21 protein-coding genes and 1 pseudogene are annotated in these 23506 nt (G+C 57.7%); 13 read left to right on the top strand and 9 right to left on the bottom strand.

Annotated features, from left to right (window positions below):
• The first annotated feature begins 359 nt into the window (after positions 1–359).
• Complete coding sequence (locus FHT86_RS04760) at positions 360–1250, top strand: SDR family oxidoreductase (protein ID WP_133705746.1); 891 nt, start codon at positions 360–362, stop codon at positions 1248–1250.
• A gap of 220 nt (positions 1251–1470) precedes the next feature.
• Entirely contained in the window at positions 1471–2400 is a 930-nt protein-coding gene (locus tag FHT86_RS38785) for a sigma-70 family RNA polymerase sigma factor (protein ID WP_133705745.1), read from the top strand.
• Between the two features lie 90 nt (positions 2401–2490).
• Here the strand turns inward: FHT86_RS38785 and FHT86_RS37815 are convergent, their stop codons facing one another.
• The 3 genes from FHT86_RS37815 to FHT86_RS04745 form a co-directional block, all read right to left on the bottom strand.
• Positions 2491–2730, bottom strand: a complete 240-nt coding sequence (locus FHT86_RS37815) for a hypothetical protein (protein ID WP_133705744.1) — start codon at positions 2728–2730, stop codon at positions 2491–2493.
• A 45-nt stretch (positions 2731–2775) separates the two neighbouring features.
• On the bottom strand, positions 2776–3075 hold the full coding sequence (locus FHT86_RS04750; RefSeq protein WP_133705743.1) for a DUF982 domain-containing protein: 300 nt from the start codon (positions 3073–3075) through the stop codon (positions 2776–2778).
• 72 nt (positions 3076–3147) lie between these two features.
• Positions 3148–3621: an Hsp20 family protein gene (locus FHT86_RS04745; protein ID WP_133705742.1), complete on the bottom strand. Its 474-nt coding sequence runs from the start codon at positions 3619–3621 to the stop codon at positions 3148–3150.
• A 308-nt stretch (positions 3622–3929) separates the two neighbouring features.
• Here FHT86_RS04745 and FHT86_RS04740 point away from each other — a divergent pair, with 308 nt between their 5' ends.
• Entirely contained in the window at positions 3930–4385 is a 456-nt protein-coding gene (locus FHT86_RS04740) for a hypothetical protein (protein WP_133705741.1), read from the top strand.
• Between the two features lie 99 nt (positions 4386–4484).
• Here FHT86_RS04740 and FHT86_RS04735 read toward each other — a convergent pair whose 3' ends face one another.
• Complete coding sequence (locus FHT86_RS04735; protein WP_246779389.1) at positions 4485–6167, bottom strand: ATP-binding protein; 1683 nt, start codon at positions 6165–6167, stop codon at positions 4485–4487.
• Positions 6160–7680, bottom strand: a complete 1521-nt coding sequence (locus tag FHT86_RS04730; RefSeq protein WP_133705740.1) for an ATPase domain-containing protein — start codon at positions 7678–7680, stop codon at positions 6160–6162. Before FHT86_RS04730 ends, FHT86_RS04735 begins: the two co-directional genes overlap by 8 nt.
• Positions 7681–8089: 409 nt before the next feature.
• On the opposite strand from FHT86_RS04730, the pseudogene FHT86_RS38625 reads away from it, so the two are divergent.
• Positions 8090–8319: pseudogene (locus FHT86_RS38625) on the top strand (plasmid stabilization protein).
• Between the two features lie 280 nt (positions 8320–8599).
• Here the strand turns inward: FHT86_RS38625 and FHT86_RS04725 are convergent.
• The 3 genes from FHT86_RS04725 to FHT86_RS04715 form a co-directional block, all read right to left on the bottom strand.
• The gene (locus FHT86_RS04725; RefSeq protein WP_133705739.1) at positions 8600–8839 is read right to left on the bottom strand and encodes a DUF982 domain-containing protein; all 240 of its coding nucleotides are present in this window, start codon (positions 8837–8839) and stop codon (positions 8600–8602) included.
• 3892 nt (positions 8840–12731) lie between these two features.
• The gene (locus tag FHT86_RS04720; protein WP_133705738.1) at positions 12732–13022 is read right to left on the bottom strand and encodes a hypothetical protein; all 291 of its coding nucleotides are present in this window, start codon (positions 13020–13022) and stop codon (positions 12732–12734) included.
• A gap of 94 nt (positions 13023–13116) precedes the next feature.
• A complete protein-coding gene (locus tag FHT86_RS04715) occupies positions 13117–13389 on the bottom strand; it encodes an usg protein (protein WP_133705737.1) in 273 nt (90 codons plus the stop codon).
• Between the two features lie 275 nt (positions 13390–13664).
• Between FHT86_RS04715 and groES the strand changes: the two genes are divergently transcribed.
• The 9 genes from groES (at position 13665) to FHT86_RS04670 (ending at position 21642) form a co-directional block, all read left to right on the top strand.
• On the top strand, positions 13665–13979 hold the full coding sequence (gene groES, locus FHT86_RS04710) for a co-chaperone GroES (RefSeq protein WP_133705736.1): 315 nt from the start codon (positions 13665–13667) through the stop codon (positions 13977–13979).
• A gap of 60 nt (positions 13980–14039) precedes the next feature.
• The gene (groL, locus tag FHT86_RS04705; protein WP_133705735.1) at positions 14040–15668 is read left to right on the top strand and encodes a chaperonin GroEL; all 1629 of its coding nucleotides are present in this window, start codon (positions 14040–14042) and stop codon (positions 15666–15668) included.
• Positions 15669–15720: 52 nt separating this feature from the next.
• The gene (locus FHT86_RS04700; RefSeq protein ID WP_246779388.1) at positions 15721–16029 is read left to right on the top strand and encodes a hypothetical protein; all 309 of its coding nucleotides are present in this window, start codon (positions 15721–15723) and stop codon (positions 16027–16029) included.
• Positions 16004–16423 carry a hypothetical protein gene (locus FHT86_RS04695; RefSeq protein WP_133705734.1) on the top strand — a complete coding sequence of 140 codons (420 nt, stop codon included), beginning with the start codon at positions 16004–16006 and terminating at the stop codon, positions 16421–16423. Before FHT86_RS04700 ends, FHT86_RS04695 begins: the two co-directional genes overlap by 26 nt.
• An 89-nt stretch (positions 16424–16512) precedes the next feature.
• Positions 16513–17607, top strand: a complete 1095-nt coding sequence (locus FHT86_RS04690) for a glycosyltransferase family 4 protein (protein WP_133705733.1) — start codon at positions 16513–16515, stop codon at positions 17605–17607.
• 13 nt (positions 17608–17620) lie between these two features.
• Positions 17621–19828: an amylo-alpha-1,6-glucosidase gene (locus FHT86_RS04685; RefSeq protein ID WP_133705732.1), complete on the top strand. Its 2208-nt coding sequence runs from the start codon at positions 17621–17623 to the stop codon at positions 19826–19828.
• A 398-nt stretch (positions 19829–20226) separates the two neighbouring features.
• The gene (locus tag FHT86_RS04680) at positions 20227–20556 is read left to right on the top strand and encodes a hypothetical protein (protein WP_409527566.1); all 330 of its coding nucleotides are present in this window, start codon (positions 20227–20229) and stop codon (positions 20554–20556) included.
• 422 nt (positions 20557–20978) lie between these two features.
• Entirely contained in the window at positions 20979–21293 is a 315-nt protein-coding gene (locus FHT86_RS04675; protein WP_133705731.1) for a plasmid stabilization protein, read from the top strand.
• 52 nt (positions 21294–21345) lie between these two features.
• Positions 21346–21642, top strand: coding sequence for a DUF3175 domain-containing protein (locus tag FHT86_RS04670; protein ID WP_133705730.1), 297 nt, complete (start codon positions 21346–21348; stop codon positions 21640–21642).
• 412 nt (positions 21643–22054) lie between these two features.
• On the opposite strand, the gene FHT86_RS04665 is transcribed toward FHT86_RS04670, so the two are convergent.
• Positions 22055–23371: an NRAMP family divalent metal transporter gene (locus FHT86_RS04665; protein ID WP_133705729.1), complete on the bottom strand. Its 1317-nt coding sequence runs from the start codon at positions 23369–23371 to the stop codon at positions 22055–22057.
• Positions 23372–23506: the final 135 nt, after the last annotated feature.

The raw sequence follows: 23506 nt of genomic DNA, 5'->3' as shown, positions 1-23506 counted from the left end.
CGCGGCGCTGTGAGACGACGTTTGGCGGCGGGTCGGGGAAACCGAACCGGGGTCGTGGTTGATCTCCTTGCCTAACGAACATTTTGAAGGAAACAAAGTTCCTGTTCTTTGCCAGAACCGTCCGTTGCCTTGGTGTCGAGACTTCAACTGACACCAGAGAACGCCGCACCCTATGACCGGGATTCAATCCAAAGGACGGCAAAGACGTCTGCGGGCCTAGCGCTCAGCTAGCCATTTTTCACGCCATTCTCAAACTGCGCGGTGAGCCAAAAATCCCGAATCCTTTAGGTCGGCCGAAACGTCATAGGAGAGTGAAGGGAAGCAAGGATCCCATTCGCTAAGCCACAAAAGGAAACCAGATGTTGTTGATAACTGGAGGTACAGGTCAGAACGGTCGTATGACGATCGACGAGTTCGTGCGCGAAGGGCAGCACGTTAGAGCCCTGGTACGAAACCTCGCCAAAGCCTCGGACATTGGACTCGATCGGCTCGCCGAAGTGGAGCTGGTGGAGGGGGACATGGGCAAACCCGATACGCTCGATGCGGCACTCGACGGCATTCAGCGGGTGCTAATGATCTCCTCTCCCACACCCAATATGTTCGAAACGCAGTGCTGCTTCATTGACGCATGCAAGCGAAACGGCGTCCGGCACATCATTAAGTTTTCCGGTGCCGAATCGGGAATTGGTTTCGATCCATCCAAGTTTCGCTTCACGCAAATGCACGAAGACATAGAGGATTACTTGGAACGATCTGGATTGGCCTGGACGCATATCCGCCCGTCCCAGTTCATGCAGGTATACTTGCGCGAAGCCCCCGACATCGCCGCCACAGGGCTACTGCAGCTGCCATTCGAGAACATCGAACTATCGCCGGTTGACGTGCGAGATATCGCGAAGGTCGCCCACCGCCTCCTCCATGATGGTGGTCACGAGAGCGAAAGCTTAAACATGACTGGTCCCGAGGCCCTGACAATGGATGATATCGCCGCGCGGATATCGAATGTTATCGGGAGGCCGGTGCGCTACGTAGCCATCGCGCCTGAGAAACGCCGTGAAAGCTTGCTCGCCAACGGAATGCCTACCAGCTTTGCCAATGCGCTTGATGAGCAACTAGCTGAACGCCTGAAACGACCTCGGTCCCGGGTTTACCTCACCACCCATGAGAAGTTCGGAGTTCGACCAACGACGTTTGCGGAGTTCGCGGAGCGTAATGCTGACGTGTTTCTCGGCAACCGGAGGACGACATAAGCAAACGCCTTCGCTACATGGTGCTGCGCTACGGAGACGGGCGTTTCGTCCATTTCGTCGAACAAAATGAGGGCGCGCCAGGGCTCTCAGACCTTCAGGCATTTCGCACGTTTCAAAAGGATGCCAGTATGCGAATTCAAGAGCGACCGTTGGCCAATGAAGTCGAAGTCGTGGGCGCCTACGGCTTTGGAATCGATATCGCCCAAAACCGGACTGGAAGATGACGTCAGCCATCCCTAATGACATTCACGACCACCAAGTATTCGAGAAACGTTTGGGCGATCTACGCCCCAAGGTTCATCGCTACTGCTCTCGGATGGTGGGATCTGCAATCGATGGCGAAGACATCGTCCAAGAAGTCCTCGTTAAAGCCATTGAGACCTGGGCGGAGAAGCAAATCCTCGATCTCGAGAGCTGGCTTTTTCGGGTAGCCCATAATGCTTCTGTCGATTTTATACGTCGCAGGAGGCGGCAGGACGTTCTGCGTTCTGAGGAAGATCCAAACATGGCTATCGACGATCGCGTGTTGGCAGATGCACGAGTTATCGCGTCAGCCGGCCTCAAGACCTTCATGTACCTGCCGATTTCACACCGCGGCTGCGTCATTCTTATGGACGTGCTGGGCTACTCCCTGCGAGAAGTCGCCGAGATCACAGGATTGAGCATTCCAGCAGTAAAGGCCTCATTGCATCGCGGTCGGATTCGCATTCGCGAAGTTGGCAACGTGGACGCTAGGACACCGCCGGCCGTCTTGAGTCAGGATGATCTGAGGCGACTTGCGAAGTATGTCGATTGCTTCAACGCCAGAGACTTTGACGCAGTGCGCGATATGCTTGCGGACGATGTTCGGCTTGAACTCGTCTCGCGTGTCCGAATGGAGGGGCGCCAGGAGGTCTCGCGCTACTTCGAGAACCTGTGTCGGTTCTGGCGAGAAGTGGCGCCGGGCTTGTCCAGCGAGGATGCCGCTGTGGAAGCCGGCGTCTCGGCCCCCGTTGGGAACCGGTGCTTTCGGAGTTCAGGTGGCATGCTTCCCACACATCTATCGCCCTGGCAACGCCATCGGCGCTATTGTCTGTCATATTTGCAAGATTTAGAAAAGCCATTGTTAGAGAGTACCATTTCGCTGGCTAGATGGCGAGGCCGCGCCTAGCAGGTTTATGGCAACGGCCAACGATCGCTCGAACAGGCGATCAATCGGCTGTCCAAGTCGATGAAGCAGGCCGACTGAACGCGCAAGCCATCAGATACCGTAGCATCGATCGAGTTCTTTCAGCGCAGACTGCACCTCATCGATTGAGACCGGCTCTGGCATTCCGGGCAGTTGACGGAGGGCCGGTTTTGACTCCACAGCGTAAAAGTCCGACGCCCAGGCCGCGAGGATCGCCCGCTTGTCGTCAACTGAAAGTGTAGGCGCTCTCACTAAATCGATCGGCCGCCGAAGTTGCATACCCTGAAGCAGGACCGTTGGCCCCATAGCCATCGCGCTGCTGGCCGCCTACTGCAACGTGTTGCGCATCATCGGTCCTCACCTCACGTGCGGATCACGGTCGCGCCGCAGGCGTGAGGCGGCGATCACATTGGTTTCCGGCGCCAGCAGATCGTGTTTCTCGGCAAATGCGGCAAATAGGCCGCGAGCGGTATCCGCTTCAATTTCCCCACGCAGTGCGGCACTGCACGCCTTGAGCGCGACCGAATGCGCGGTATCCCGGAGTGAAGCCGGCCACTCGGAAAGATGCCGGTAGGCGTCCATCACGCTGCAAACCTCGGCCGGAAAGCCGAGGCCGACAACAATAGAAACAGGCTGTTTAAACATATCGGGTTTCATCGCTCTCTCCTTCCCAACCCGGATATATGGGCGCCGTATCCACGGCGCCCTTGTTCCTGCGGACAATGCGGTTTAAGCCACCTTCTGCCCTTCGATCTGTGCGGGCGCAGCAGACTGCAAAGCGGAAGCGCTCTGGATGGAGATCTTGCGCGGCTTCAGTGCCTCCGGGATCTCGCGAACCAGATTGATCGATAGCAGACCGTTCCTTAGGTCCGCGCCATCCACCCTAACATGATCGGCCAGCTCGAACCGGTGTTCGAACGGCCTGCCGGCGATGCCGCGATGCAGGTAGCCTTCATTGGCTGTCTCCTGCTTCTTGCCGGTAACGGTCAGAAGGTTGGACTGAAAGGTGATGTCGAGCTCGTCCTGGACGAAGCCTGCCACAGCAACGGAAATCCGATAGCTGTCATCGCCGGTCTTGACGATGTCATAGGGCGGCCAGTCGCTGATCGAGCGGGCGCGCTGGGCGTTTTCGAGAAGATTGAAAACCCGGTCGAAGCCGACGCTCGAACGGAAAAGAGGTGCGTAGTCGTAAGATGTCGCCATAGCCATATCCTCCTTGAAGCAACATGGATACAGAAGCGCCGAAAGATGGCGCTCCCAGCAAGGGCCAGCCCTTTCATCAGCGGCTGGCGGCAATCGATTTGGTTTCTGGGATTTTCGGATTCAAGAGCTCGGCAAGAAAAAATTCTGGCCTTTTTTGGCGTGGCCGAAGCCAGTCAATCTAACTCGTAAACCACAGCATTATCCTGGACTTCCCGAAGGCATTTGTAGGACGCGTGCCGCAGATTGCCGTCACCAGTTGGTCAATTTTCTCTTGGTCGTTCTCGCGAGCGAGGTCTGCTCCCGCTCGCTTGAGGATCTCGAGCGCGGGTACGCTCCCACAGCGCCATCTCAATCTCGCGCTTCTCGGTACGATCTCACAGAAATTTCACGAAACGGACACGCTTTCTCTTATCATCCATTATCGGGGTTGTCTTGCCGACTGCCCCTATGCGGCCATCGCCCATCTGCATCCGCCATCCTTCGCCGCTGCCCTTTCCCTTGGACCTGGCGTCGGCCAGTTCCGCCTCGATGAGCGCGGCGCCTCCTCCTTCCGGCGGAAAGTTCGCCTCCAGGCTCTTGCTGAGAGCATTTTGTCTTGCGACCAACCCAGGAGAGCTTCAGCGCCCTTGCTCCAGCCGGTGATTGTGCCATCGACGTCGAGCAATGATGATCCCGGTATCAACGGCGCTGTCGAACACCTGCTGGAGGCGTTCGGCGGGGAATCGGGAGGCAGTGCTCATTCGATGGCCTGGTCGTTGCGGTGAAGATCGCCCGGCGCGACACAACACTCTTGATCTGCATTGAAAAGATGTGCGAGTATCCAAGCAATGGGCAACCGACAAGAGCTGGCGCGTGATGCAGGCTCAAGTGCTGTCTTCACCGGCCATAGTTTGCCGGAGCGCCTCTTCGAGTTCGGCCATTTGATAGGGCTTGCGCAGGATCTTAATCCCCTGTGCCTCCGCCGCTTGTTTGGCCGCCTCCGAATAACCGCTGGTCAGCAGGATGGGCAGATCGTTGCGACGCAGGCGGATCTCCCTCGCGAGCTCCACGCCGTTCATCCCGCCTGGCATCATGATGTCCGAGAACACGAGGTCGACGGTGCGGCCGTTGGCCAAGGCGCCAAGTGCAGCTGCAGCTGTCGCCGCCCGCACCACCTGAAATCCCAGCTCGTCGAGCATCTGAGCAACGAGCGCAGCGACTTCGTCGTCATCTTCCACCAGCAGCACGTTGCCGGCTGCTTCTGCCCGCCTGCTCGCGACATGCAAATCGACAAGGTTGTGCTGATCAGACGCAGGACTGTTCGGGGAGCGCGGCAACAACAGCGAGATCGTGGTTCCTTTCCCCACTTCACTTTCGATCTCTACTTTCCCACCGGACTGCTGAGCAAACCCGTGAACCTGCGCGAGACCAAGGCCCGACCCCTTGCCGATGTCCTTCGTGGTGAAGAAAGGCTCGAATACCCTCGCCTGCACCTCAGGTGTCATTCCGCAACCATCGTCGGCGATGACGAGGCGGACAAAGTCTCCTTGACCGCTGCCTTCTGCCCGTGCCGCCTCATTCTCAGCAGTGATCTTAATCGTGCCCCCCTTTGGCATCGCGTCGCGCGCATTGACCGAGAGGTTTAAAACCACGAGTTCGAGTTCGCTGGCATCGACCTCGACCGGCCACAGGTCTGGTGAGAGATCAATGACGACGTGGACGTCGCCCCTCAAGCTCCGGTCGAGCAACTCGCGCATGCCGCCGATCTGCCGCGCCAGGTCGACGGTTTGCGGTTTGAGATCCTGACGCCGGGAGAAGGCCAGCAGCTGTCGTGTCAGGCCCGATCCTCTTTCAGCAGCCTGCCGCATGCCGTCCATCAGCCGCTTGCGCCTCGCCGGGTCCGCCTGCCGATCAAGCATTTCGAGGCCGCCGGAAATGACCATGAGGAGGTTGTTGAAGTCGTGAGCAACGCCACCCGTCAACTGGCCGATTGCCTCTATCTTCTGCGCCTGACGAAGTTTCTCCTCGACCTGTGCCCGAACGCGCATCTGGTCGCGCAGGGCCTTGTTGGCCGCTTCGAGCTCCTGTGTTCGGGCCACGACGAGTTGCTCAAGCTCCTGTGCGGAACGCTCGCGTTCCTCGAGCAACGCGCGAAGTTCCAGCTGCCGCGTTCGTGCACGAAGCGCTGCCTGTATCGTGCTGACCAGTGACAGCGCCTGGACCGGCCGCTCCAGAAGAGCAACATTGCGTAACCTGGCAATCAGCTCCTGCCGCCATGCTTCGATGCCCACTTGTTCCTGGCGGCTTGTGAGGAGGATGAAGGGAAGATCCGACCACGGGGGTTGGTCGAAGACCCATTTGTATAACGAGCTGGCATGTGTTCCAAACAGCGCTTCTTCGGCAAGAAACGCTGCTGAAGCTCCTGCTTCAAGTGCTGCCACGAAAGCAGAAAGATCGCGACAGGCTTTTGCAGCGATCCCATTGCGCGCGAGCAGGTCGACCGAAGCGGCCGCATCCCTGCCGACCGGCGCAAAAACGAGAACTGGGTCGGGCTCGGATTCACTCAACGCTATCATGTCCGTTAGTTGAACTCACTGCTGGAGCCGCGGTAAAATGGGGCGATCCCGCCAGCACGCCAATGAAGCCGGCCGTCGGCGGCCCAAGCCGAATCCCTTTATCCGACAGGCTGAATTCGCGAACGCTATGCTCGTGCTTGCCGCTTCGCTTTTTGACGACCGAGATCGCACGACGCACCGTGCCGTTCACCTCGAAATAACGCAGCATCACAACGGCATCGCTGAGGTAGCTCAGGTCGAGCGGCGCTTCGAGAGGACCGACGAGCCCATGTTGAGCGAGAACAAGGATCGTCATGACACCGCGCTGCCCGAGATAGGTCAGCAATTCGTGCATCTGCAGGATCAGGAAACGCTCGTCCGGCATTGCATTCATGTAGCCGTTCAAGCTGTCGATAACGATGACGCGGGCACCGTCGTTCTCGACGCTTCTCTGGACGTTGGCCGTGAATTCGCCTGGCGACATTTCCGCCGGATCGATCTGCTGCAAGCGGATCATCCCGCTTTGCAGATGTGCCTGCAAATCGAAGCCGAGAGTCCTGGCTCGCGCCTGCAGGGTTCCTCGTCCTTCGTCGAAAGCGTAAATGACGGCGTGCTCGCCCCGGTCGGCAGCTGCCAACGCATAGGTCAGCGCGAGCGACGACTTGCCTACGCCGGCCGCGCCGAGAAACAAGGCATTTGTCCCCCGTTCGAGCCCGCCACCCAGCATCTGATCGAGTTCTGCGATGCCGCTCGAGGTAAACTCCTCCTCAAATGCATTATGGTGATCCGCTGCGATCAGCCGGGGGAAGACGTGGAGCCCGCCCTTCTCGATGATAAAATCATGATAACCCCCGCGATACTTGACGCCGCGCATTTTTACGACCCGCAGACGCCGCCGCTCTGCGCCGTAATCGATCGCGGTCTGCTCCAGCAGGACGACACCGTGCGCAATGGAATGAAGCTGAAGGTCGTTTTGCTGAGACGACAAATCGTCGAGAAGAATGACTGTACATTGCCGGCTGGTGAAATAGTGCTTCAGCGCAAGCACCTGTCGCCGGTATCGCAGGGGACTATGGGCAAGCAGACGCAACTCGGACAGGCTGTCGATAACGACCCGCTTTGGGTTGAGCTCGGACACCCGGTCGAGGATGAGCTTCGTCGTCTCGTTCAGTTCCATCTCCGCCGGGTGAAACACCGTGAGTTCGCGATCCGGATCGAGCGTCGTTTCCGGAGGAACAAGCTCGAAGAGGGTGACGCCGTCGAGGGACCAGCCGTGGCGTTTGGCGACAAGCTGCAGTTCGCGTTCCGTCTCCGACAGCGTGATATACAGCACCTGCTCCCCTTGCCGGACGCCTTCTAGGAGGAATTGCAGAGCTATCGTGGTTTTGCCTGTGCCGGGGCGGCCCTCGTAGAGGTACAAGCGGTTTTCATCCAGGCCACCCTCAAGGATGAGATTAAGCCCCTCCACACCGCTGGAAATGCGCGGCGCGTCGATGGTCTCCACTTCATGTGATCTTTCGGACATGTCCTACCTGTGCAGCGTGACTTAGAGGTGAAAGGATATAGATCGCTGGCGTTGAGCCTCAAGTGGCTGTGATGGCGGCGCTAGGACGGTCACGAGTCCACAACCCTTTCCGGCCATCACGCGGTTACGATGCAGGCAGGATCCTCCTTGGGTTGTTCGAGATCGCCCCTGCGATCCCGACTAAAAACTTCGGAGCGCGAGGCTGGTTCCGAAATTTAACATCTCGTGAAGCGAACGTTCGATCGGTCTGGGCGTGACGGCCGCCGTGCGAGATGGCGAAGTGCGGAACTTTGGTCGGAGACCAGGGATTTCCATGCGTTTCAAGTCTCACATCAGCGAAGGCGACATTCCAGACCCCCAGGGCAAAAAGTCCGCCTATGGCGACTAGCAGAAGCGCAAGGCCGAGCACATCGAGGAAGGCTAGAAGATCGTGGCGTTTCCGAAAAGGAAGCGGAGCGCCGCGCCTGGGCCACTCTCAACAATGAAAGGGGCGGTGGCAAAAAATGCGGATCCGGCCGAGGTCAGGCCGAAAACCACGCCTCCTCCGCAAAGGGTGGACCTAAGGCGCTGCTGCGGCGGCAGCCACTTTGGGCCGCTCTTCGCGAAGCGACCGCCGGCCTCAGGAGCACCTTAACTTAGTTGGTTTTGGACTTTTTAGCCTCCCGTGTATCCAGCTAACCGCGGGGACAGGCGGGAGTGTCGGCCCATCGGAAAGCGACGCACTTGTCCAGAGGATGCTGCACTCCATCGCGATTTTCAGCCGCTGTCCTTCGCAGCACGTGTATTACTTTTGCTGAGGCGTCCGACCCTTGTAGAGGCGTATCGAGGTCCAGTTTGGGCGAGGTCGTGGAACGCTGCGGACTGGAACAGCGTCGCGCGGGCGACTAAGGGGAACAACACCTCGAATAATACTTCGACCTTAGTGGGTGCTGAGTTCGGCCTCTTCTGCTGCGGCGAGAAACTCTCTTCGGGCATCCTCAACACCGATGCGACCAGCAATGGCTGCTCTACAGGCATTGCGAGCTTTGATAAAGCGCTGGCCGGATCTCTTTGGCCATAGGTCCGTTAGGACAATCATCGCGTCGAATGGACCATTCACGGTTCTGTATCCCGACACGCCGAAGCCGACCTCGATTGGTATATTCCACTTTTCCGACATTGTTATCTCCTCCGAAAAGACCGCTCTTGGCGGCGGCCATACGAATTCAAGATGGCACCGGGATCTGCAGGATCAAGACTTCGGTCAGGAAACGTACTCGCGGAGGGTGGCAGCGGGAAAGCGTCTCGTCTCGTGCTAGAGCAGCCTTCCCGAACAGCGCCCGACGAATCGTTCCTGCTGCTCGTTGGTGTCGCGCGAGATGTCAGATCGAGACTGCCGTGATCGAATCGAAGCCGGTTCTCGTTAGCCTCCCCCCGCTGCTCATCACTCTCCAATGGACACCCCCGGCGAACTAGCACCAGCTTGCCGCCGGAGTTCAGATCATCTCAACTTTTGAAGTCCCAGGTAGCCTTTTGCTCCGCCATGCCGTGAAGGGTTCCGGCCAGCCGTCCCACCGGAAGCTGGCCTGAAGGAAATCAGCTTTTTCGGATGAGGCCAACAGGGAGCAAGTGGTCAGCGGGCTAGAGTGGCTAGTCAAAATCGCTTCGTCGCAGCTCGAGCCGCACGGTTGCGTGATATTACGCCGCCTCGGTCCTGTCGCTGCCCAGCCAACCGAACTCGCGTCATTCGCTTCTCCTACATCAATTCGACGCGCCGCGGCGCCCCAGATTTTGGGCTCAAAATGATGAGAGGCCTTGATTGATCAGCAAATCCCAGGATATCGTCAACGCGACGCCTAGGGAGCTCGCCAAGTGGAGCGAGGCGGTGAAGCCATTGCAGGCGCGTTGAGCTTTAGAGGTCGAGCAGCGAAGGATTATATATCGCTTCCCTTAGCTTCAGCCTGCGCCAGCCTCTCCAGAAGGGTCTGAAGTCTGGCATCTGGTTTGGATGGCGCTTCAAACGCTGGAAGTGACCGCAGATGCTGGACATGCTCATCCTCCAGCGCACGGCTGGAAAATCGCCTTGCCCAAGCATCGTCGTCTCGTCGTGTTTGGTCCATATCGCGGACTCCGTCGAGATTGCACGCAGGAAACGCAGAGCCTGCGGCACGGTTCCTGTCAAAATCGCGGAGGGGCGACTGCCTTGGATCAGGGACCCAAACTATCAAGGCTACGTTCACTATTATAAAAGGGCATTGAAGCTGAAACCGCTCGCGCCGCCGCCAAGGTGGTTTCTATACTGTGCGTTTCGGCGTGCGTTTGGCAATCACCCATTAGTTGGGGACCCGAACAAATACGGAAAGTAACAGATTCGAGATCGGTCCAACCGGGCTGCCTATGTCGACTGCAGCGCCGAGGGGTTACCTGCGGTCGGCGCTCAATCCGAGAAATGGATGAAGATGCGGGGGAGTTCAATGCAGCGTGAGAACTATGAAGACAAACGAGCAAGCTGCAAAGCATGCTGCTAGTGTCGTAACCAGATCCATCTCAGCCTCCTGACAGTAAAGCTTTAACACGTCGACGGATTGTTTGGTTCCGTCTCCGACGGAGATCGGCGGGAAGTCGAGCCGCGGGAACTCCGGAAGCGAAAGAATATTGAGGGTGGCGGGCATCCTTGTTGATGACCGTACCTTACCCCGCTTCGGCTAGCCCTTTTTATGACGGTCGCCCGAAAAAACCTTATGCGCTTATTCAGCGCAGGAGAACACATATCCTTCGCCGCGCAATCGGTCTAACGAGCGCCTTCGCTGCTGAGATATCTGGAGCAATATGAACTGGATGCCGAGACCAAAGGCAAGGACGCTCCTCTCTGGCCTTCTTTATCCACTTCCGAACGAGATTGGCATTCACGCCGTGCGACGAGCTCATCTCGAGAGGTAGGGTCATATCGACGGCGGCTGTCACGACCAACAGTCTACACCAGCAGTTTAGTAGTATCGTCCATGATTTGGTGTCCACCTATTTTTGGTGGACAGGTCCTCGTGGCGGGATCTGCTGTCGCTTTGCTATGAGAGACGAACCGAACGCAGCGTTTGCGGCGTTTCTCCATCGCTGGCCGTATCCGGGTCATCGTGAGTTCGGTATTGCAAAGCGTAGATGCGCTGCGCTATTCTTCCCATGGAAGCGCCGAGCTCGCCCCTACCGCGTATGTCGAGGCGGCACTCGCTGCGAAGGCGTTCGCTCGATGCTGCGGACCGAGGATCATGCGTCCGTTGCCCCCGCTTGCCTTGTCAGGGGCAGCTGTTTGGGGCGCGCCTGGGAGGATCTACGACAGCCAACTTTCAAGGCGCGGTCGACCCGTGTGCAACGCACGCTTCCTAGCGTATCACCAGCCCAGCCCGAGCCGGCGTTGCTCCTCCTTGCATAAGAGTCAGCTTCTCTTCGTCAGTGAAGTACTCTCTCTCTCTCTTCGTCACTCGACCATTTTTCAATGGTGGTCACGGTGTACTCGCCGCAGGTCTTTTCTTTCTCAACGCTATACTGAGACGGCTTAAGCATGAAATCCTCCCTGCATTTATCCAGTCATTTTACAAAACGCTGAAATGACGTCATGTGCCCGTTTCATCAGCAGACCATCTTCCACAGCCTTGGTGCAGCTGCCGAATGAGATTCAGTGTTTTGAAAGAAGAGGCGGTGGTGGGTTTCGCGAGTTCGAAAGGTCATTGGGTCAGCCGCGTCTTACCGGCCGCCCAGCAAGTAGCTCCATTATTTTTTTGTTGAGCGCTCGGCGCAAGTGCGCGAATTCGCGCTTGCCGGCGTCCGACAGGGTACAGGGCACTAGTCGCCCGGGGAGGCTGTCCGTCCCCTGGGTCGATCGCAATGGGTGGTACTCAAAAGGAACGAAAAGCGAGTGCGACCCCTCGAATGTTTGCACCGCTTAATCTTCTGGTCTGGCAATCACGAGCGATCGAACGCCACGTCTGAGGCTCGCTTACTGTGCATAACCTTCCAAAAGATCACATTGAACGCGATTTTCAGAAGGAGCGACACTGCGGCAACTAGATCCTTGATATGGCCGGCGCCCCTGGGAGCTCGCTTTCTACTAAGCTGCTGCTGCATGGCAGTCCTCCGGCAGTTCCAATTCGCCTAGCGCCCGCAACAGATCGAAAAAGTTGCTGTCACTCGCGGGGAAAAAGGGCACGACCTGCGAGAAAAACTCCGGTCGCGCGCCTCTTCCTGGTTTACAATTTCTTTCACTGAGGTGAATGGGCTTCTCAAACATGCCACGCGCCATTAGAACCTCCTGTCTTGGCTCGTCTTTTTCGATACGGGTTTGAGAGTACTGGCCGTCAGGTTGGTGTTTTTGATTTGGTAAAAGGCCGATCTTTGTTCAAGTCTCTGACACGAAAAATGGCTGGACGACTTCTCACTTAGCTTTGTCCAGCTGAGAGAGGATGAGCAGAGTGCGAGTAATGGCTTAGCTCCCATTGGCGCAATGTGGCGTCATGCGAAGAAACGTTTCCTTCGCACTCTGACGCGCCGCTTAAGGGGTAGATCGAGGTTTCAGCCGACATTAGGTCCAGCATGATCCCTGAGGTCCAGCGGACTGTGGGCCTGGCGCTCGACGCTTTCAAGTCTTTGGGCTCACGAAGGGTGATCGCTCGATCCGCATGACAAGCGTCTCGCCCTGGAGGCCGAAGACCATCTTCCACCTGCGGCGATTTCGATGGCACCTTCCCAAAGGCGAGCATGATGGCGGAACATCGGTTACGATTCTCGTTCTGCGCATTCCAACAAAACATTCGCTCATGGAATCGGCGAACGGCAATCCTCCGGCCGCCAGCAGCATCAACGTCATTCCGCTCATGCTTTGAAGCGTAAGCGTCTGCCAGCAGCGCTGCGCCGACACCAACTGCGATTGCCGACGACACGGCTCGCTCCACATTCAGCGAAAGTCTCCATCAACTCCCTAATTGTGCGCGCCAGAGCGGGGGTTGCTATCGTAATTTGGCAGTCGATAGGCTCAAACCTTGGTGGCGGGCGGACTCAGAATTCCTGGCGGGTTCACATCTTTAGTGGACTGAGTGACTCGTCATCCGATAGGGATGTACGGCATTGAACCGCGAGATCATGGCCGTCGCCTGCTGCAGTACGCGCGTGGCGTTCCGCACATCGTCGCGCGCCAACTCGTCGGCATTGATACGGATCGCCTCGGCCATATTGGCGGAAAGCACAGCGAAGCGGCGCTCACCCTCAACAAAGGCTTCACGTGCAGTCCCTTCAAGGACGCGTGCGATATCGACAAAGACCTCTTCGCGTTCTTCGATGCTGAGGTTTTCGATAATCTTGATCTTCTCTTCCATATCTGTCTCACTCTGAACCGACGTGCGATGCGACCGAGCTCATCTAGCCTCGATCGCGAAACAGCTAAGAAGAGAAAAATCCGGATTCAAGACCTCAGTGCAGCTTGAACTCGCCTTCGACACGGCGCCATTCATTCGGTCCGATCAGGCGCTGGTGGGTGTAACGGACGGAATGCAGCGGCCCGTCGAGGCTGTCGCGCCAGAAGTCCAGGAACCTGTGCATTTCGGGAAAATCAGGTGCGAGATCGTAGTCCTGCCAGACGTAGGTTTGCAGCACGGATTCGAAATCGGGAATGCGGTAGAGGATGTGCGCGGTGGTGAGACCATAGCCATTGAGCTGACGCTCCAGATCCGATGAGAATTGCATGCTTCATCTCCGTTTCATGACATTGCAAAAGTGGCGCAAAATTTTGCGGTCATCAACTGATTTCTGAACGCTCCTCTAAGCTTTGCTGTTTCTTTCCAGTGTGTTAGCAGCCATGTAACACGAGTGCTAATTTTTTCATTCTGACCTCTTGAAATCGAAAAATCCCGAAAATAAATTTTCCTCGCGAACGCTCATTCGAGGTTCGTACCCGCCCGGACTGGTCATCCGGTCCGGCCAGGGATCAACGTCATCTTTTTTGCTCAACGGAGGAAAACATGTCGTTCCGACCGCTTCATGATCGCATTCTCGTCCGCCGGGTCGAATCCGAAGAAAAGACCAAGGGCGGCATCATCATTCCCGACACTGCCAAGGAAAAGCCGCAGGAAGGCGAGGTCATCGCCGTCGGTCCCGGCACGCGCAATGAGGCCGGCCAGATCCAGGCGCTCGACGTGAAGGCCGGCGATCGCATCCTGTTCGGAAAATGGTCCGGCACCGAGATCAAGATCAACGGCGAAGACCTGCTGATCATGAAGGAAAGCGATGTCATGGGCATCATCGAAGCCCAGGCGGAACAGAAGCAAGCCGCCTGAAGCAATAAGTCTTTAATTCAACCTATCAGTCAAATAGCTGCCTATCGAAGGAGTGAAAAAATGGCTGCGAAAGAAGTCAAATTCCACACCGATGCCCGTGGACGCATGCTGCGTGGGGTCGATGTGCTGGCCAACGCCGTGAAGGTCACGCTCGGTCCGAAAGGTCGGAACGTCGTGATCGATAAGTCGTTCGGCGCGCCGCGTATCACCAAGGACGGCGTCACCGTCGCCAAGGAAATCGAACTGGAAGACAAGTTCGAGAACATGGGCGCCCAGATGCTGCGCGAAGTGGCGTCGAAGACGAACGATCTAGCCGGGGACGGCACCACAACGGCGACTGTCCTTGCCCAGGCGATCGTCAAGGAAGGTGCCAAGGCTGTGGCCTCCGGCATGAATCCGATGGACCTGAAACGCGGTATCGATCTTGCCGTCGACGCTGTCGTCAAGGAACTGAAGACCAACGCCCGCAAGATCTCCAACAACTCCGAGATCGCTCAGGTCGGCACCATCTCGGCCAATGGCGACGATGAGATCGGCCGCTTTCTCGCGGAAGCAATGGAGAAGGTCGGCAACGAGGGTGTCATCACCGTTGAAGAAGCCAAGACCGCTGAAACCGAACTGGAAGTCGTCGAAGGCATGCAGTTCGACCGCGGTTATCTTTCGCCTTACTTCGTCACCAATCAGGACAGGATGCGCGTCGAGTTCGAGGATCCCTATATCCTGATCCACGAAAAGAAGCTCTCTAACCTGCAGTCGATGCTGCCGGTGCTTGAAGCGGTCGTCCAGTCCGGCAAGCCGCTGCTGATCATCGCTGAAGACGTCGAAGGCGAGGCTCTTGCAACGCTCGTGGTCAACAAGCTGCGCGGCGGCCTCAAGATCGCTGCCGTCAAGGCTCCCGGCTTCGGCGATCGCCGCAAGGCCATGCTCGAAGACATCGCCATCCTGACCGGCGGCACCGTGATCTCCGAAGATCTCGGTATCAAGCTGGAAAACGTCACGCTTAATATGCTCGGCCGTGCCAAGAAGGTGGCGATCGAGAAAGAGAACACCACCATCATCGATGGCGTCGGCTCGAAATCGGAAATCGATGGGCGCGTTGCCCAGATCCGCGCGCAAATCGAGGAGACCAGCTCCGATTACGACCGCGAGAAGCTGCAGGAACGTCTTGCCAAGCTGGCGGGCGGTGTCGCTGTCATCCGCGTCGGCGGCTCGACGGAAGTAGAAGTGAAGGAAAAGAAGGATCGAGTCGATGATGCGCTGCATGCAACCCGCGCAGCGGTCGAGGAAGGCATCCTGCCGGGTGGTGGGGTGGCGTTGCTGCGGGCCGTCAAGGCACTCGACAATCTCACGACCGCCAACCAGGACCAGAAGGTCGGCGTCGAGATCGTCCGTCGCGCAATTGAGGCTCCTGTCCGTCAGATTGCCGAGAATGCCGGCGCCGAAGGCTCGGTGGTCGTCGGCAAGCTCCGTGAGAAGGCTGATTTCTCATTCGGCTGGAACGCTCAGACCGGCGAATATGGTGATCTCTACGCCATGGGCGTCATCGACCCCGCCAAGGTCGTTCGCACCGCGCTCCAGGATGCCGCCTCCGTTGCCGGTCTTCTGGTGACGACGGAAGCGATGATCGCCGAGAAGCCGAAGAAGGAAACTGCGCCGGCTATGCCGGCTGGCGCCGGAATGGACTTCTAACGGTCGATGAGGCCCGCCCCTTCGCGGGGGCGGGCTGCATGTGGAGCGTTAAATGACGTTGAACTTGCCGTCGAAAGAAGAGGCGCGCCTGTGCGCCAGCGTCGTAAAAGAGATTGCCCGTGCGAAAGGGGTAACGGACGACCCGTTCTCTATCGGAACGCTGACGACAACAGTCGCCAGATTGTTCAACAGGGGCGTGCGAGAGCGCGACGCACTACTGTCAGAGGCGATGAAAATCGCCGACATACCGGTGGCTCGTAAGGAGCGGTACGCGCATCTTGATAAGTTCCGGAATATCAACCCAGGAACCATCGATTTATCTATGGAGCCAGAAAATGAGAGAGGACATCAACAACAGTAAAAAGAGTCCGGACGCGGACGCAGCAATAAGCGCTGCGCATCTGCTTCATCCGGGAAGTCATTTCGGTCACCCTCGCGACGTGCTCGCCGCCGACATCAGCGATGACGAGAAGCGCGCCATTCTTGCTTCCTGGGCGTCCGATATCTTTGCCATCGAGTCCATTCCAGCGCTTCGTCTGTATCCCGGCACGGATAAAGCCGTGTCTTACGATGAGATCATCGAAGCGCTAAGAAGCCTCGATGCGCGTGATCAGCAATCTGCCACGCAAAGCACGTCCAGTTCCTTCGACGTCCCCACGACCCATCGTCGCAGGCCGCGATCGCGTCGGTTTGGCGGGGTTGGCCCATGCAGCTATCGGAAAGGAGAATTTCGCCGACAGCTATTCGAGATGTAGAGATCCTATCTGACTTGCCGCGTCCCTCTTCGAGGACGCGAACCCGGTTTTTGCCGTCGACTCTTTACTCAGTTGAGGAGGTTTTGCCGATGAAGATCGCTCAGATCGCCCCACTCGCCGAGAGCGTTCCGCCCAAACTCTATGGGGGAACCGAACGTATTGTTTCCTATCTCACCGAAGAACTTGTCGCCCAGGGCCACGACGTCTCACTTTTTGCCAGCGGCGACTCCTTCACCAACGCGCGCCTGATTTCGTGCTCGGATGTCGCGTTGCGGCTCAATCCGGCCATCAAAGACCATCTGCCGCATCAGGTTGTGATGCTGGAGGAAATCCGGCGGCGGGCGCATGAATTCGATGTACTTCACTTCCACATCGATCTCTTGCATTTCCCCCTGATTCGGGAATTCGCCGATCGCACGGTCACAACATTGCATGGACGTCTGGACCTGCCCGATCTCAAGCCTTTCTACCGGGCCTTTTCCGATATTCCTTTGGTGTCGATTTCCATCGACCAGCGCCGGCCAATGCCACCGGTCAACTGGTCGGGGACGGTCTATCATGGCCTGCCTCTCAACATGCTGCCCTTCACGAAGGAGCCCAAAGGCAACTACCTCGCCTTCCTGGGGCGGATATCTCCCGAAAAGCGACCCGACCGGGCGATCGAAATCGCTGCAAAAGTTGGCATGCCCTTAAAGGTGGCCGCAAAGATCGACAATGCAGACAAGGCTTATTGGGAAACGATGATCGAGCCGATGATCAGGAGCCATCCGAACGTCGAGTTCATCGGCGAGATCAACGAACATCAGAAGGCGGAGTTTCTGGGCAATGCGGACGCACTGCTGTTCCCGATCGACTGGCCGGAGCCGTTCGGACTGGTGATGATCGAAGCGATGGCCTGCGGCACACCGGTGATTGCCTTCGGATGTGGTTCAGTCCCCGAGGTTGTCGACAACGGTATCTCGGGCATCCTGGTCGATAGCGTGACGGAAGCCGCCGAGAACGTCGAATGGGCGCTGCGTATGGATCGTCGCAAGGTACGCGAGACCTTCGAAAAGCGCTTCTCTGCTCGGCGAATGGCGCGCGATTACCTCCACATTTATCGCAATCTGCCCGGTGTTCGCACCAAGGCGGCGCCGTTGCGCCGTGCCAACGGACAGGATCTTGATCTCCAGGTCGTGGCATAGGAGACATGTTGGTATGGCGAGCATCTCTGCAGACAGCAATCCAGCCGATGCGTCGGCAGGCCCGGCCGCCCCAGGGGGCCAGTTCTTCATTCCGGCGACGGCTTCTTTGCAGGAGCGGCGGCCTCTTACCCTCAAGCACGGCGACATCTTTGCCGTGTTCGATCACAATGGGGATGCACTCGCCGGGCCCGACAGCCCGGAGGGCATTTTCCACCGCGATACGCGATATCTGTCGCATCTTTTCCTGACCATCAACGGCAAGCGGCCGATGCTGCTGTCGTCGACGCTCCGCGACGATAATGCGACAATGACCTGCGATCTGACCAATCCGGATCTCTTCGACGAGAAGGGGAAACTCGTCCTTGCGCACGATCTTATTCACATTCGTAGAACACGCTTCCTGTGGAACCAGCACTGCTATGAACGCCTGGCCGTCAAAAACTATGACGAGCGGCGGCAGCATGTGCGGGTCGAAATAGCTTTTGCCAGCGATTTCGCCGATCTGTTTGAGGTCCGGGGGACGTCAAGAGCGCGGAAGGGCCACCACCTTCCCGCCGTTATAGAGCACGACACTGTTACGCTCTCTTATATGGGGCTTGACGACCGAAAGCGATTCGCCCGGCTGTCCTTTGCCCCTCGACCGGACCACATCGGCAGTGACCATATCATCTATAATCTCGTTCTCGAGCCGCATGACACAAGATCACTTTTTCTCGATATTGGCTGCGACCATACCCTAAGCGATCCGGGCCAAGGTTCCTTCTTTCTGGGGCTGCGTGACGCCCGCCGGGCATTGCGCGCTTCTTCGTCGCGCGCGGCCTCGATCGTGACGTCCAACGACATTTTCAATGAGGTCGCGCGGCGAAGCGTCTCGGATCTATACATGCTGCTGACCGACAAACCGGAAGGCCCCTACCCTTATGCCGGCATTCCATGGTTCAGCACCGTCTTCGGACGCGATGCCCTGATCACCGCACTGGAAACGCTGTGGTTCGATCCGCATATCGCCCGAGGCGTGCTCTGCCATCTGGCGGCTAATCAGGCGACCGAGATCGATCCCGCGTCTGATGCCGAGCCTGGCAAAATCCTGCACGAGGTCCGCTACGGAGAAATGGCGGAACTGGGCGAAGTGCCCTTCCGGCGCTATTACGGCAGCATCGATTCAACACCGCTGTTTGTCATGCTGGCAGGCGAATACCTGAATCGCACCGGGGACCTTGCCACCCTCGAGACCATTCTCACAAATATCGAGGCAGCACTGACGTGGATCGACGAATACGGCGATCGCGACGGCGATGGCTTCGTCGAATATGGTCGGCAGACTGAAGAAGGGCTGATCAACCAAGCCTGGAAGGACAGCCACGACTCCGTGTTCCATGCAGACGGGACGCGTGCCAAAGGGCCAATAGCGATCGCGGAGGTGCAGGCCTATGTCTATGGCGCCTGGGAGGCCGCGGCGGAGATCTTTCGATGGCTGGGGCGGCCGGAACGCGCGTCGAAATTCCTGGCAAGGGCGGAAGGGCTGCGCCGGATCTTCGACGTAGGTTTCTTCGACGAGGAACTCGGCACCTACGCACTGGCGCTCGACGGAGACAAGCGTCCCTGCCGGGTCCGCTCCTCCAATGCCGGCCACGCGTTGTTTACCGGTATTGCCTATCCGGAACGGGCGAAGGTTGTTGCCCACACCTTGATGGGCGCTTCGTCGTTCTGCGGCTGGGGAATTCGCACAATCGCCTCAAGCGAAGCACGCTATAATCCGATGAGCTATCATAACGGCTCGATCTGGCCGCATGATAATGCCTTGATCGCCAGTGGCCTCGTTCGTTATGGCTACCGCGCTCAAGCCATTCGGATTTTCGAGGGCTTGTTTGCGGCGTCGACCTATATCGATCTGCGGCGGCTCCCCGAACTCTTTTGCGGGATGTCGCGGCAGCGCGCGCAGGGCCCGACCTTCTATCCGGTCGCATGCTCGCCACAAGCCTGGGCGGCGGCTGCCCCTCTCCTGTTGCTGCAGTCTTGCCTGGGTCTCGATTTCGAGCCGAACGGCCGGCTCATCAGCCTCAACGAGCCGCGGCTACCGGCTTTTCTCAATGAGGTCATCTTGCGGCGCCTGCAGGTTGGTACCGGCTCGGCCGACGTCGCCATTCGCCGCTCGGGCCAACAGGTTGTGGTCGATGTCATCGATCGCCGCGGCGATGTTCGCGTGCTTACGACCGCATAAAGGCCCGCAATAAGCACAACACGCAAAAGCTTCGGAGAGTTCAGACTGCGTTGCACCCGTCGCGATGATCTGCTCGGCTTACGGGAGGGCTTAAAGTTCCGCTTTTGCTTGTATGTTAAAAGCTTATGGTCTGCCATCGGACGCAATCACTCCAGGATTAGCGCTGAACAGGAAACGCAGCGCGCACCGAAAGAATGCAATCCCGAACGGTGGGCAAGAACTGTCAACCCGCTGAATCATGCATGTGACATCACCCCTCCTTTCTAACCGGCTCTTGAAGGATCACCTGTGGAACTCGGGTCGAGCGTGAAGTCGCGCACAGAAGTGCGAAAGGGGTAACCGCGACGGCGAACACATCGCTCCTTGGAACCTTCAGGCGGAACAACGGTTGGCTGTCCATGCCCTATCCTGTCGAAATTCTTCTTCCCGTGACGCACATCCGTCGAAACCGGACGAACCTCGACCTTGTTCGCGACGAGCTAACTACCAAGTTTGGCGGGGTGACCCTGCATCTCCAGTCCCCCGCCGAAGGTCTCTGGGACGACGACGGGGACGTCGAACATGATCGCATTGTCGTCGCGGAGGCTATGGTCGACGACCTCGACCGCTCATGGTGGTCGTCTTATCGAAAGGAATTGGAAGCGGTTTCGGCAGGACGCGATCGTCGTCCGCGCGATCGAGATCCAACGGCTCTGACGGAGATCGCACAGATTCTGATACGTTTGTAGCAGGAGCACGGCGGATTGGGTAATGTGGTTTCTGCCTCCCTCGACTTTACATCGGACGTCGTTCGACCGCTCGACTGGCTCAGTCTCTATCTTCGTAAGCCCGCATCTGGGTTGTGACTCCCAGACCTGAAGCGTGCTCTAAGATATTAATCTCAGAGGCGGTTCCCGGAACGTCGTCTGTGTCATGGAAATGCCTTTCGATGTCGTGGTCAGAGGGTATAGGCAACAAACCCCAGCAACTGGCATTGGTTCCGCGTGCACCAAAAATGCCCGGAGCGTTCCTCGCCTGCTTGATGCTGACCTCGAAGTACGCATCGCCAGATGTAGATTTGGTGTTGTTCCGCCGGCCTACGGAAGCTCGGTGGAACTTTGACGCGCAAATACTGTTTCCCGTTTTTCGTATCAGCCCAAGGAGATTTTCAATGCCCCAAGGTGACAAGTCGGCATATACCGACAAGCAGAAGCGCAAGGCCGAGCACATCGAGGAAGGCTACGAGGATCGTGGCGTTTCCGAGAAGGAAGTCGAACGCCGTGCCTGGGCCACCGTCAACAAGGAAAGCGGCGGCGGCAAGAAATCCGGCTCCGGCCGCGGCCACGCCGATAACCATGCCTCCTCGGAAAACGGTGGACGCAAGGGCGGCGCGGCGGCGGCATCGAGAACCAAGGAAGAGCGTTCCGCTTCCGCCAAAAAGGCGGCTGCGACCCGAAAACGCAACGAGCAGCACTCCCATCATTGAACTGGATACGGCGTCACCGCCAATGGCGCCGCTATCTTGAGGAGGTTTCCCCATGCCTAAAAAGAAATCAAAACAGAAGTGGTCACAGGGCGTGACCGACAATAGCGACGCGATGGACCTTGAAGGCGGGGTCTTCAAGCAACGGAGCGCCAAGAAGATCGCGGACTCGCTCAAACACTCTGCCGAGGAAAGTCCCCGCCGAAAGGCAACCGCATTCCAGTCCGCGATGTCGATGCTGACGTTCTACATCAATCGCGCCGGTAAACAGTTGTCCAAGTCCCGACTTTCGAGGCTGGAGCGTGCCAAGGACGAGCTACGGCACGACTTTGGCAAGCAGCCAAAGCGCTGACGAGCGCCACGCAGTGATCCAGAGAATGATAAAACCGCCGAATGACAATCCCCGGCCGACGACCACGAAGGCCAGCAGGCTTTGCAGGCATCGTTTCTAGCGATTATCGACCAAGCCGATACCGCCGGCTGACCTCAGTGTCTGGTGCTGCAATCTCTGGGCGAGGTGGCTGACAATTTCTAGATCGTATAGCTCGCGCCGTAGGCCGAACTACCAGCTGTCGGCACATTTGGTTCCTATACAGTTCGCTTCGCCGGATAATTCCGCGATTCCGGTGTCGCTGATGATCCGCAGATCACCGGGGGAACGTTGCCGCCGCGAAAGCACCAGGCCGTTCGTCGTGGCCTCGGGCATCTTCCGTATGCTTGGGCCCGCCGCGCGTCGAAATAAGCGCGGGAGAGCCTTTTGACTTTTATTTCATGAAAAATGCGGCAACCATTCCAATGGCACAAAGAGCCATGGCGGCGGTCGAGAGCCATCCGAAAAATTGGAGCCAGGGCCCGATCGTGTGGTCACCCATAACCTTTGAATTGGTCGCCATCAGCATCATCACGACCATGATCGGGACCGCGACGACTCCGTTGATCACCGCACTCCAGTACAGAGCATCTATCGGATTGATGCTGCTAAAATTCAATGCAGCACCCAGGATCGTTGCAACGGTAATAGCCCAATAGAAAGCCTTTGCTTCCCTGGGTTTTCGCGCCAGTCCCGTGGGCCATTTCAAGGCCTCGCCCAGACCGTACGCAGCGGATCCGGCAAGAACCGGCACGGCAAGCAGGCCCGTGCCGATAATGCCGATGACAAAAAGGATTTCGCCGAATTTGCCGGCAATAGGCTCCAGAGCCTTGGCGGCGTCCGCGGAACTATTGATATCGGTTATGTTATGGGCGTTCAGAGTGGCGGCGGCCGTTACCATGATCGAAAGCGCGATGAAATTGGATACCCCCATGCCAATGAATGTATCCAGTGTAATCCGCTGATTGGCCTCCGGCGCTTGCTCGGGGTGATCTTTGAGCGGGTCGCGCTTTGGCTTTTCCTTCAGATCCTCCGCTTCCTCCGAAGCCTGCCAGAAAAAGAGATATGGGCTGATCGTTGTGCCGAAAATGGCAACAATCGCCGTCAGGAAGTCTGCCGAAAATGTGATATGTGGGATGAAGAATCCCACTGCGAATGCAGTCCAGTCGATTTTGACGACAAAGAGGGTTGCCACATAGGCGAGTAGCGCCAGGCTCAGCCATTTGAGAACGCGCACATACTGTTCGTATTTCAGAAACACCTGCAGCGCGGCGGAAGCGAGGCCGAAAATAACGACATAGAGCAGGGACGAGCCGCCTAGCACAAGCTTGGCGGCATCTCCCATCGCGCCGACATCGGCACCGATATTGATGGTGTTCGCGAGAAGCAGAAGCGTGACACAGGGCAGCACAAGCGCGCTGGCGTAGTATTTCCGGAGATTGCCGGCCACGCCACGACCAGTGGTTCGCCCCAGTCTTCCGCTTATGATCTGGATCGCCACCATCAGAGGATAGGAAAAGAGCAGCGTCCAGGTCGCGCCGTAGGCAAAGCGAGCTCCAACCTGAGAGTAAGTAGCGATGCCGCTCGGGTCGTCATCTGAAGCGCCGGTTATGAGCCCGGGCCCGAGGACTTCCAGGATGCGCGGCTTACTTGGCTCCACGACAGAATTGAGTTTGTCGCGGTTGTCGCCGTCATCCTGCGGGGTTGGCATGAGTGTTCTCCTTTCCGCCTGATTTTAAGACGGATTTCACGCTCAACACTCCTGCAAGTTGGAAGTTCCCGAAGCACGAACTTGACACCCGGATCCCTTCTGGGTTGGTATGCACCGGACCTCGACCACCGCGCT

This window comes from Rhizobium sp. BK313, assembly GCF_014193655.1.
Taxonomy (GTDB): domain Bacteria; phylum Pseudomonadota; class Alphaproteobacteria; order Rhizobiales; family Rhizobiaceae; genus Rhizobium.
This window is presented reverse-complemented; position numbering and strand designations above follow the sequence as displayed.

Excerpts from the sequence above, each read along its gene's own strand:
- groES (WP_133705736.1), top strand. The coding sequence starts at position 13,665 with ATGTCGTTCCGACCGCTTCATGATCGCATTCTCGTCCGCCGGGTCGAA.
- FHT86_RS04670 (WP_133705730.1), top strand. The coding sequence starts at position 21,346 with ATGCCTAAAAAGAAATCAAAACAGAAGTGGTCACAGGGCGTGACCGAC.
- groL (WP_133705735.1), top strand. The coding sequence starts at position 14,040 with ATGGCTGCGAAAGAAGTCAAATTCCACACCGATGCCCGTGGACGCATG.
- FHT86_RS04720 (WP_133705738.1), bottom strand. The coding sequence starts at position 13,022 with ATGGAAGAGAAGATCAAGATTATCGAAAACCTCAGCATCGAAGAACGC.
- FHT86_RS04690 (WP_133705733.1), top strand. The coding sequence starts at position 16,513 with ATGAAGATCGCTCAGATCGCCCCACTCGCCGAGAGCGTTCCGCCCAAA.
- FHT86_RS04675 (WP_133705731.1), top strand. The coding sequence starts at position 20,979 with ATGCCCCAAGGTGACAAGTCGGCATATACCGACAAGCAGAAGCGCAAG.
- FHT86_RS04745 (WP_133705742.1), bottom strand. The coding sequence starts at position 3,621 with ATGGCGACATCTTACGACTACGCACCTCTTTTCCGTTCGAGCGTCGGC.
- FHT86_RS04725 (WP_133705739.1), bottom strand. The coding sequence starts at position 8,839 with ATGTCGGAAAAGTGGAATATACCAATCGAGGTCGGCTTCGGCGTGTCG.
- FHT86_RS04680 (WP_409527566.1), top strand. The coding sequence starts at position 20,227 with ATGCCCTATCCTGTCGAAATTCTTCTTCCCGTGACGCACATCCGTCGA.
- FHT86_RS04730 (WP_133705740.1), bottom strand. The coding sequence starts at position 7,680 with ATGTCCGAAAGATCACATGAAGTGGAGACCATCGACGCGCCGCGCATT.
- FHT86_RS04760 (WP_133705746.1), top strand. The coding sequence starts at position 360 with ATGTTGTTGATAACTGGAGGTACAGGTCAGAACGGTCGTATGACGATC.
- FHT86_RS04715 (WP_133705737.1), bottom strand. The coding sequence starts at position 13,389 with ATGCAATTCTCATCGGATCTGGAGCGTCAGCTCAATGGCTATGGTCTC.
- FHT86_RS38785 (WP_133705745.1), top strand. The coding sequence starts at position 1,471 with ATGACGTCAGCCATCCCTAATGACATTCACGACCACCAAGTATTCGAG.
- FHT86_RS04665 (WP_133705729.1), bottom strand. The coding sequence starts at position 23,371 with ATGCCAACCCCGCAGGATGACGGCGACAACCGCGACAAACTCAATTCT.
- FHT86_RS04695 (WP_133705734.1), top strand. The coding sequence starts at position 16,004 with ATGAGAGAGGACATCAACAACAGTAAAAAGAGTCCGGACGCGGACGCA.
- FHT86_RS04700 (WP_246779388.1), top strand. The coding sequence starts at position 15,721 with ATGACGTTGAACTTGCCGTCGAAAGAAGAGGCGCGCCTGTGCGCCAGC.
- FHT86_RS04685 (WP_133705732.1), top strand. The coding sequence starts at position 17,621 with ATGGCGAGCATCTCTGCAGACAGCAATCCAGCCGATGCGTCGGCAGGC.
- FHT86_RS04750 (WP_133705743.1), bottom strand. The coding sequence starts at position 3,075 with ATGAAACCCGATATGTTTAAACAGCCTGTTTCTATTGTTGTCGGCCTC.
- FHT86_RS37815 (WP_133705744.1), bottom strand. The coding sequence starts at position 2,730 with ATGGCTATGGGGCCAACGGTCCTGCTTCAGGGTATGCAACTTCGGCGG.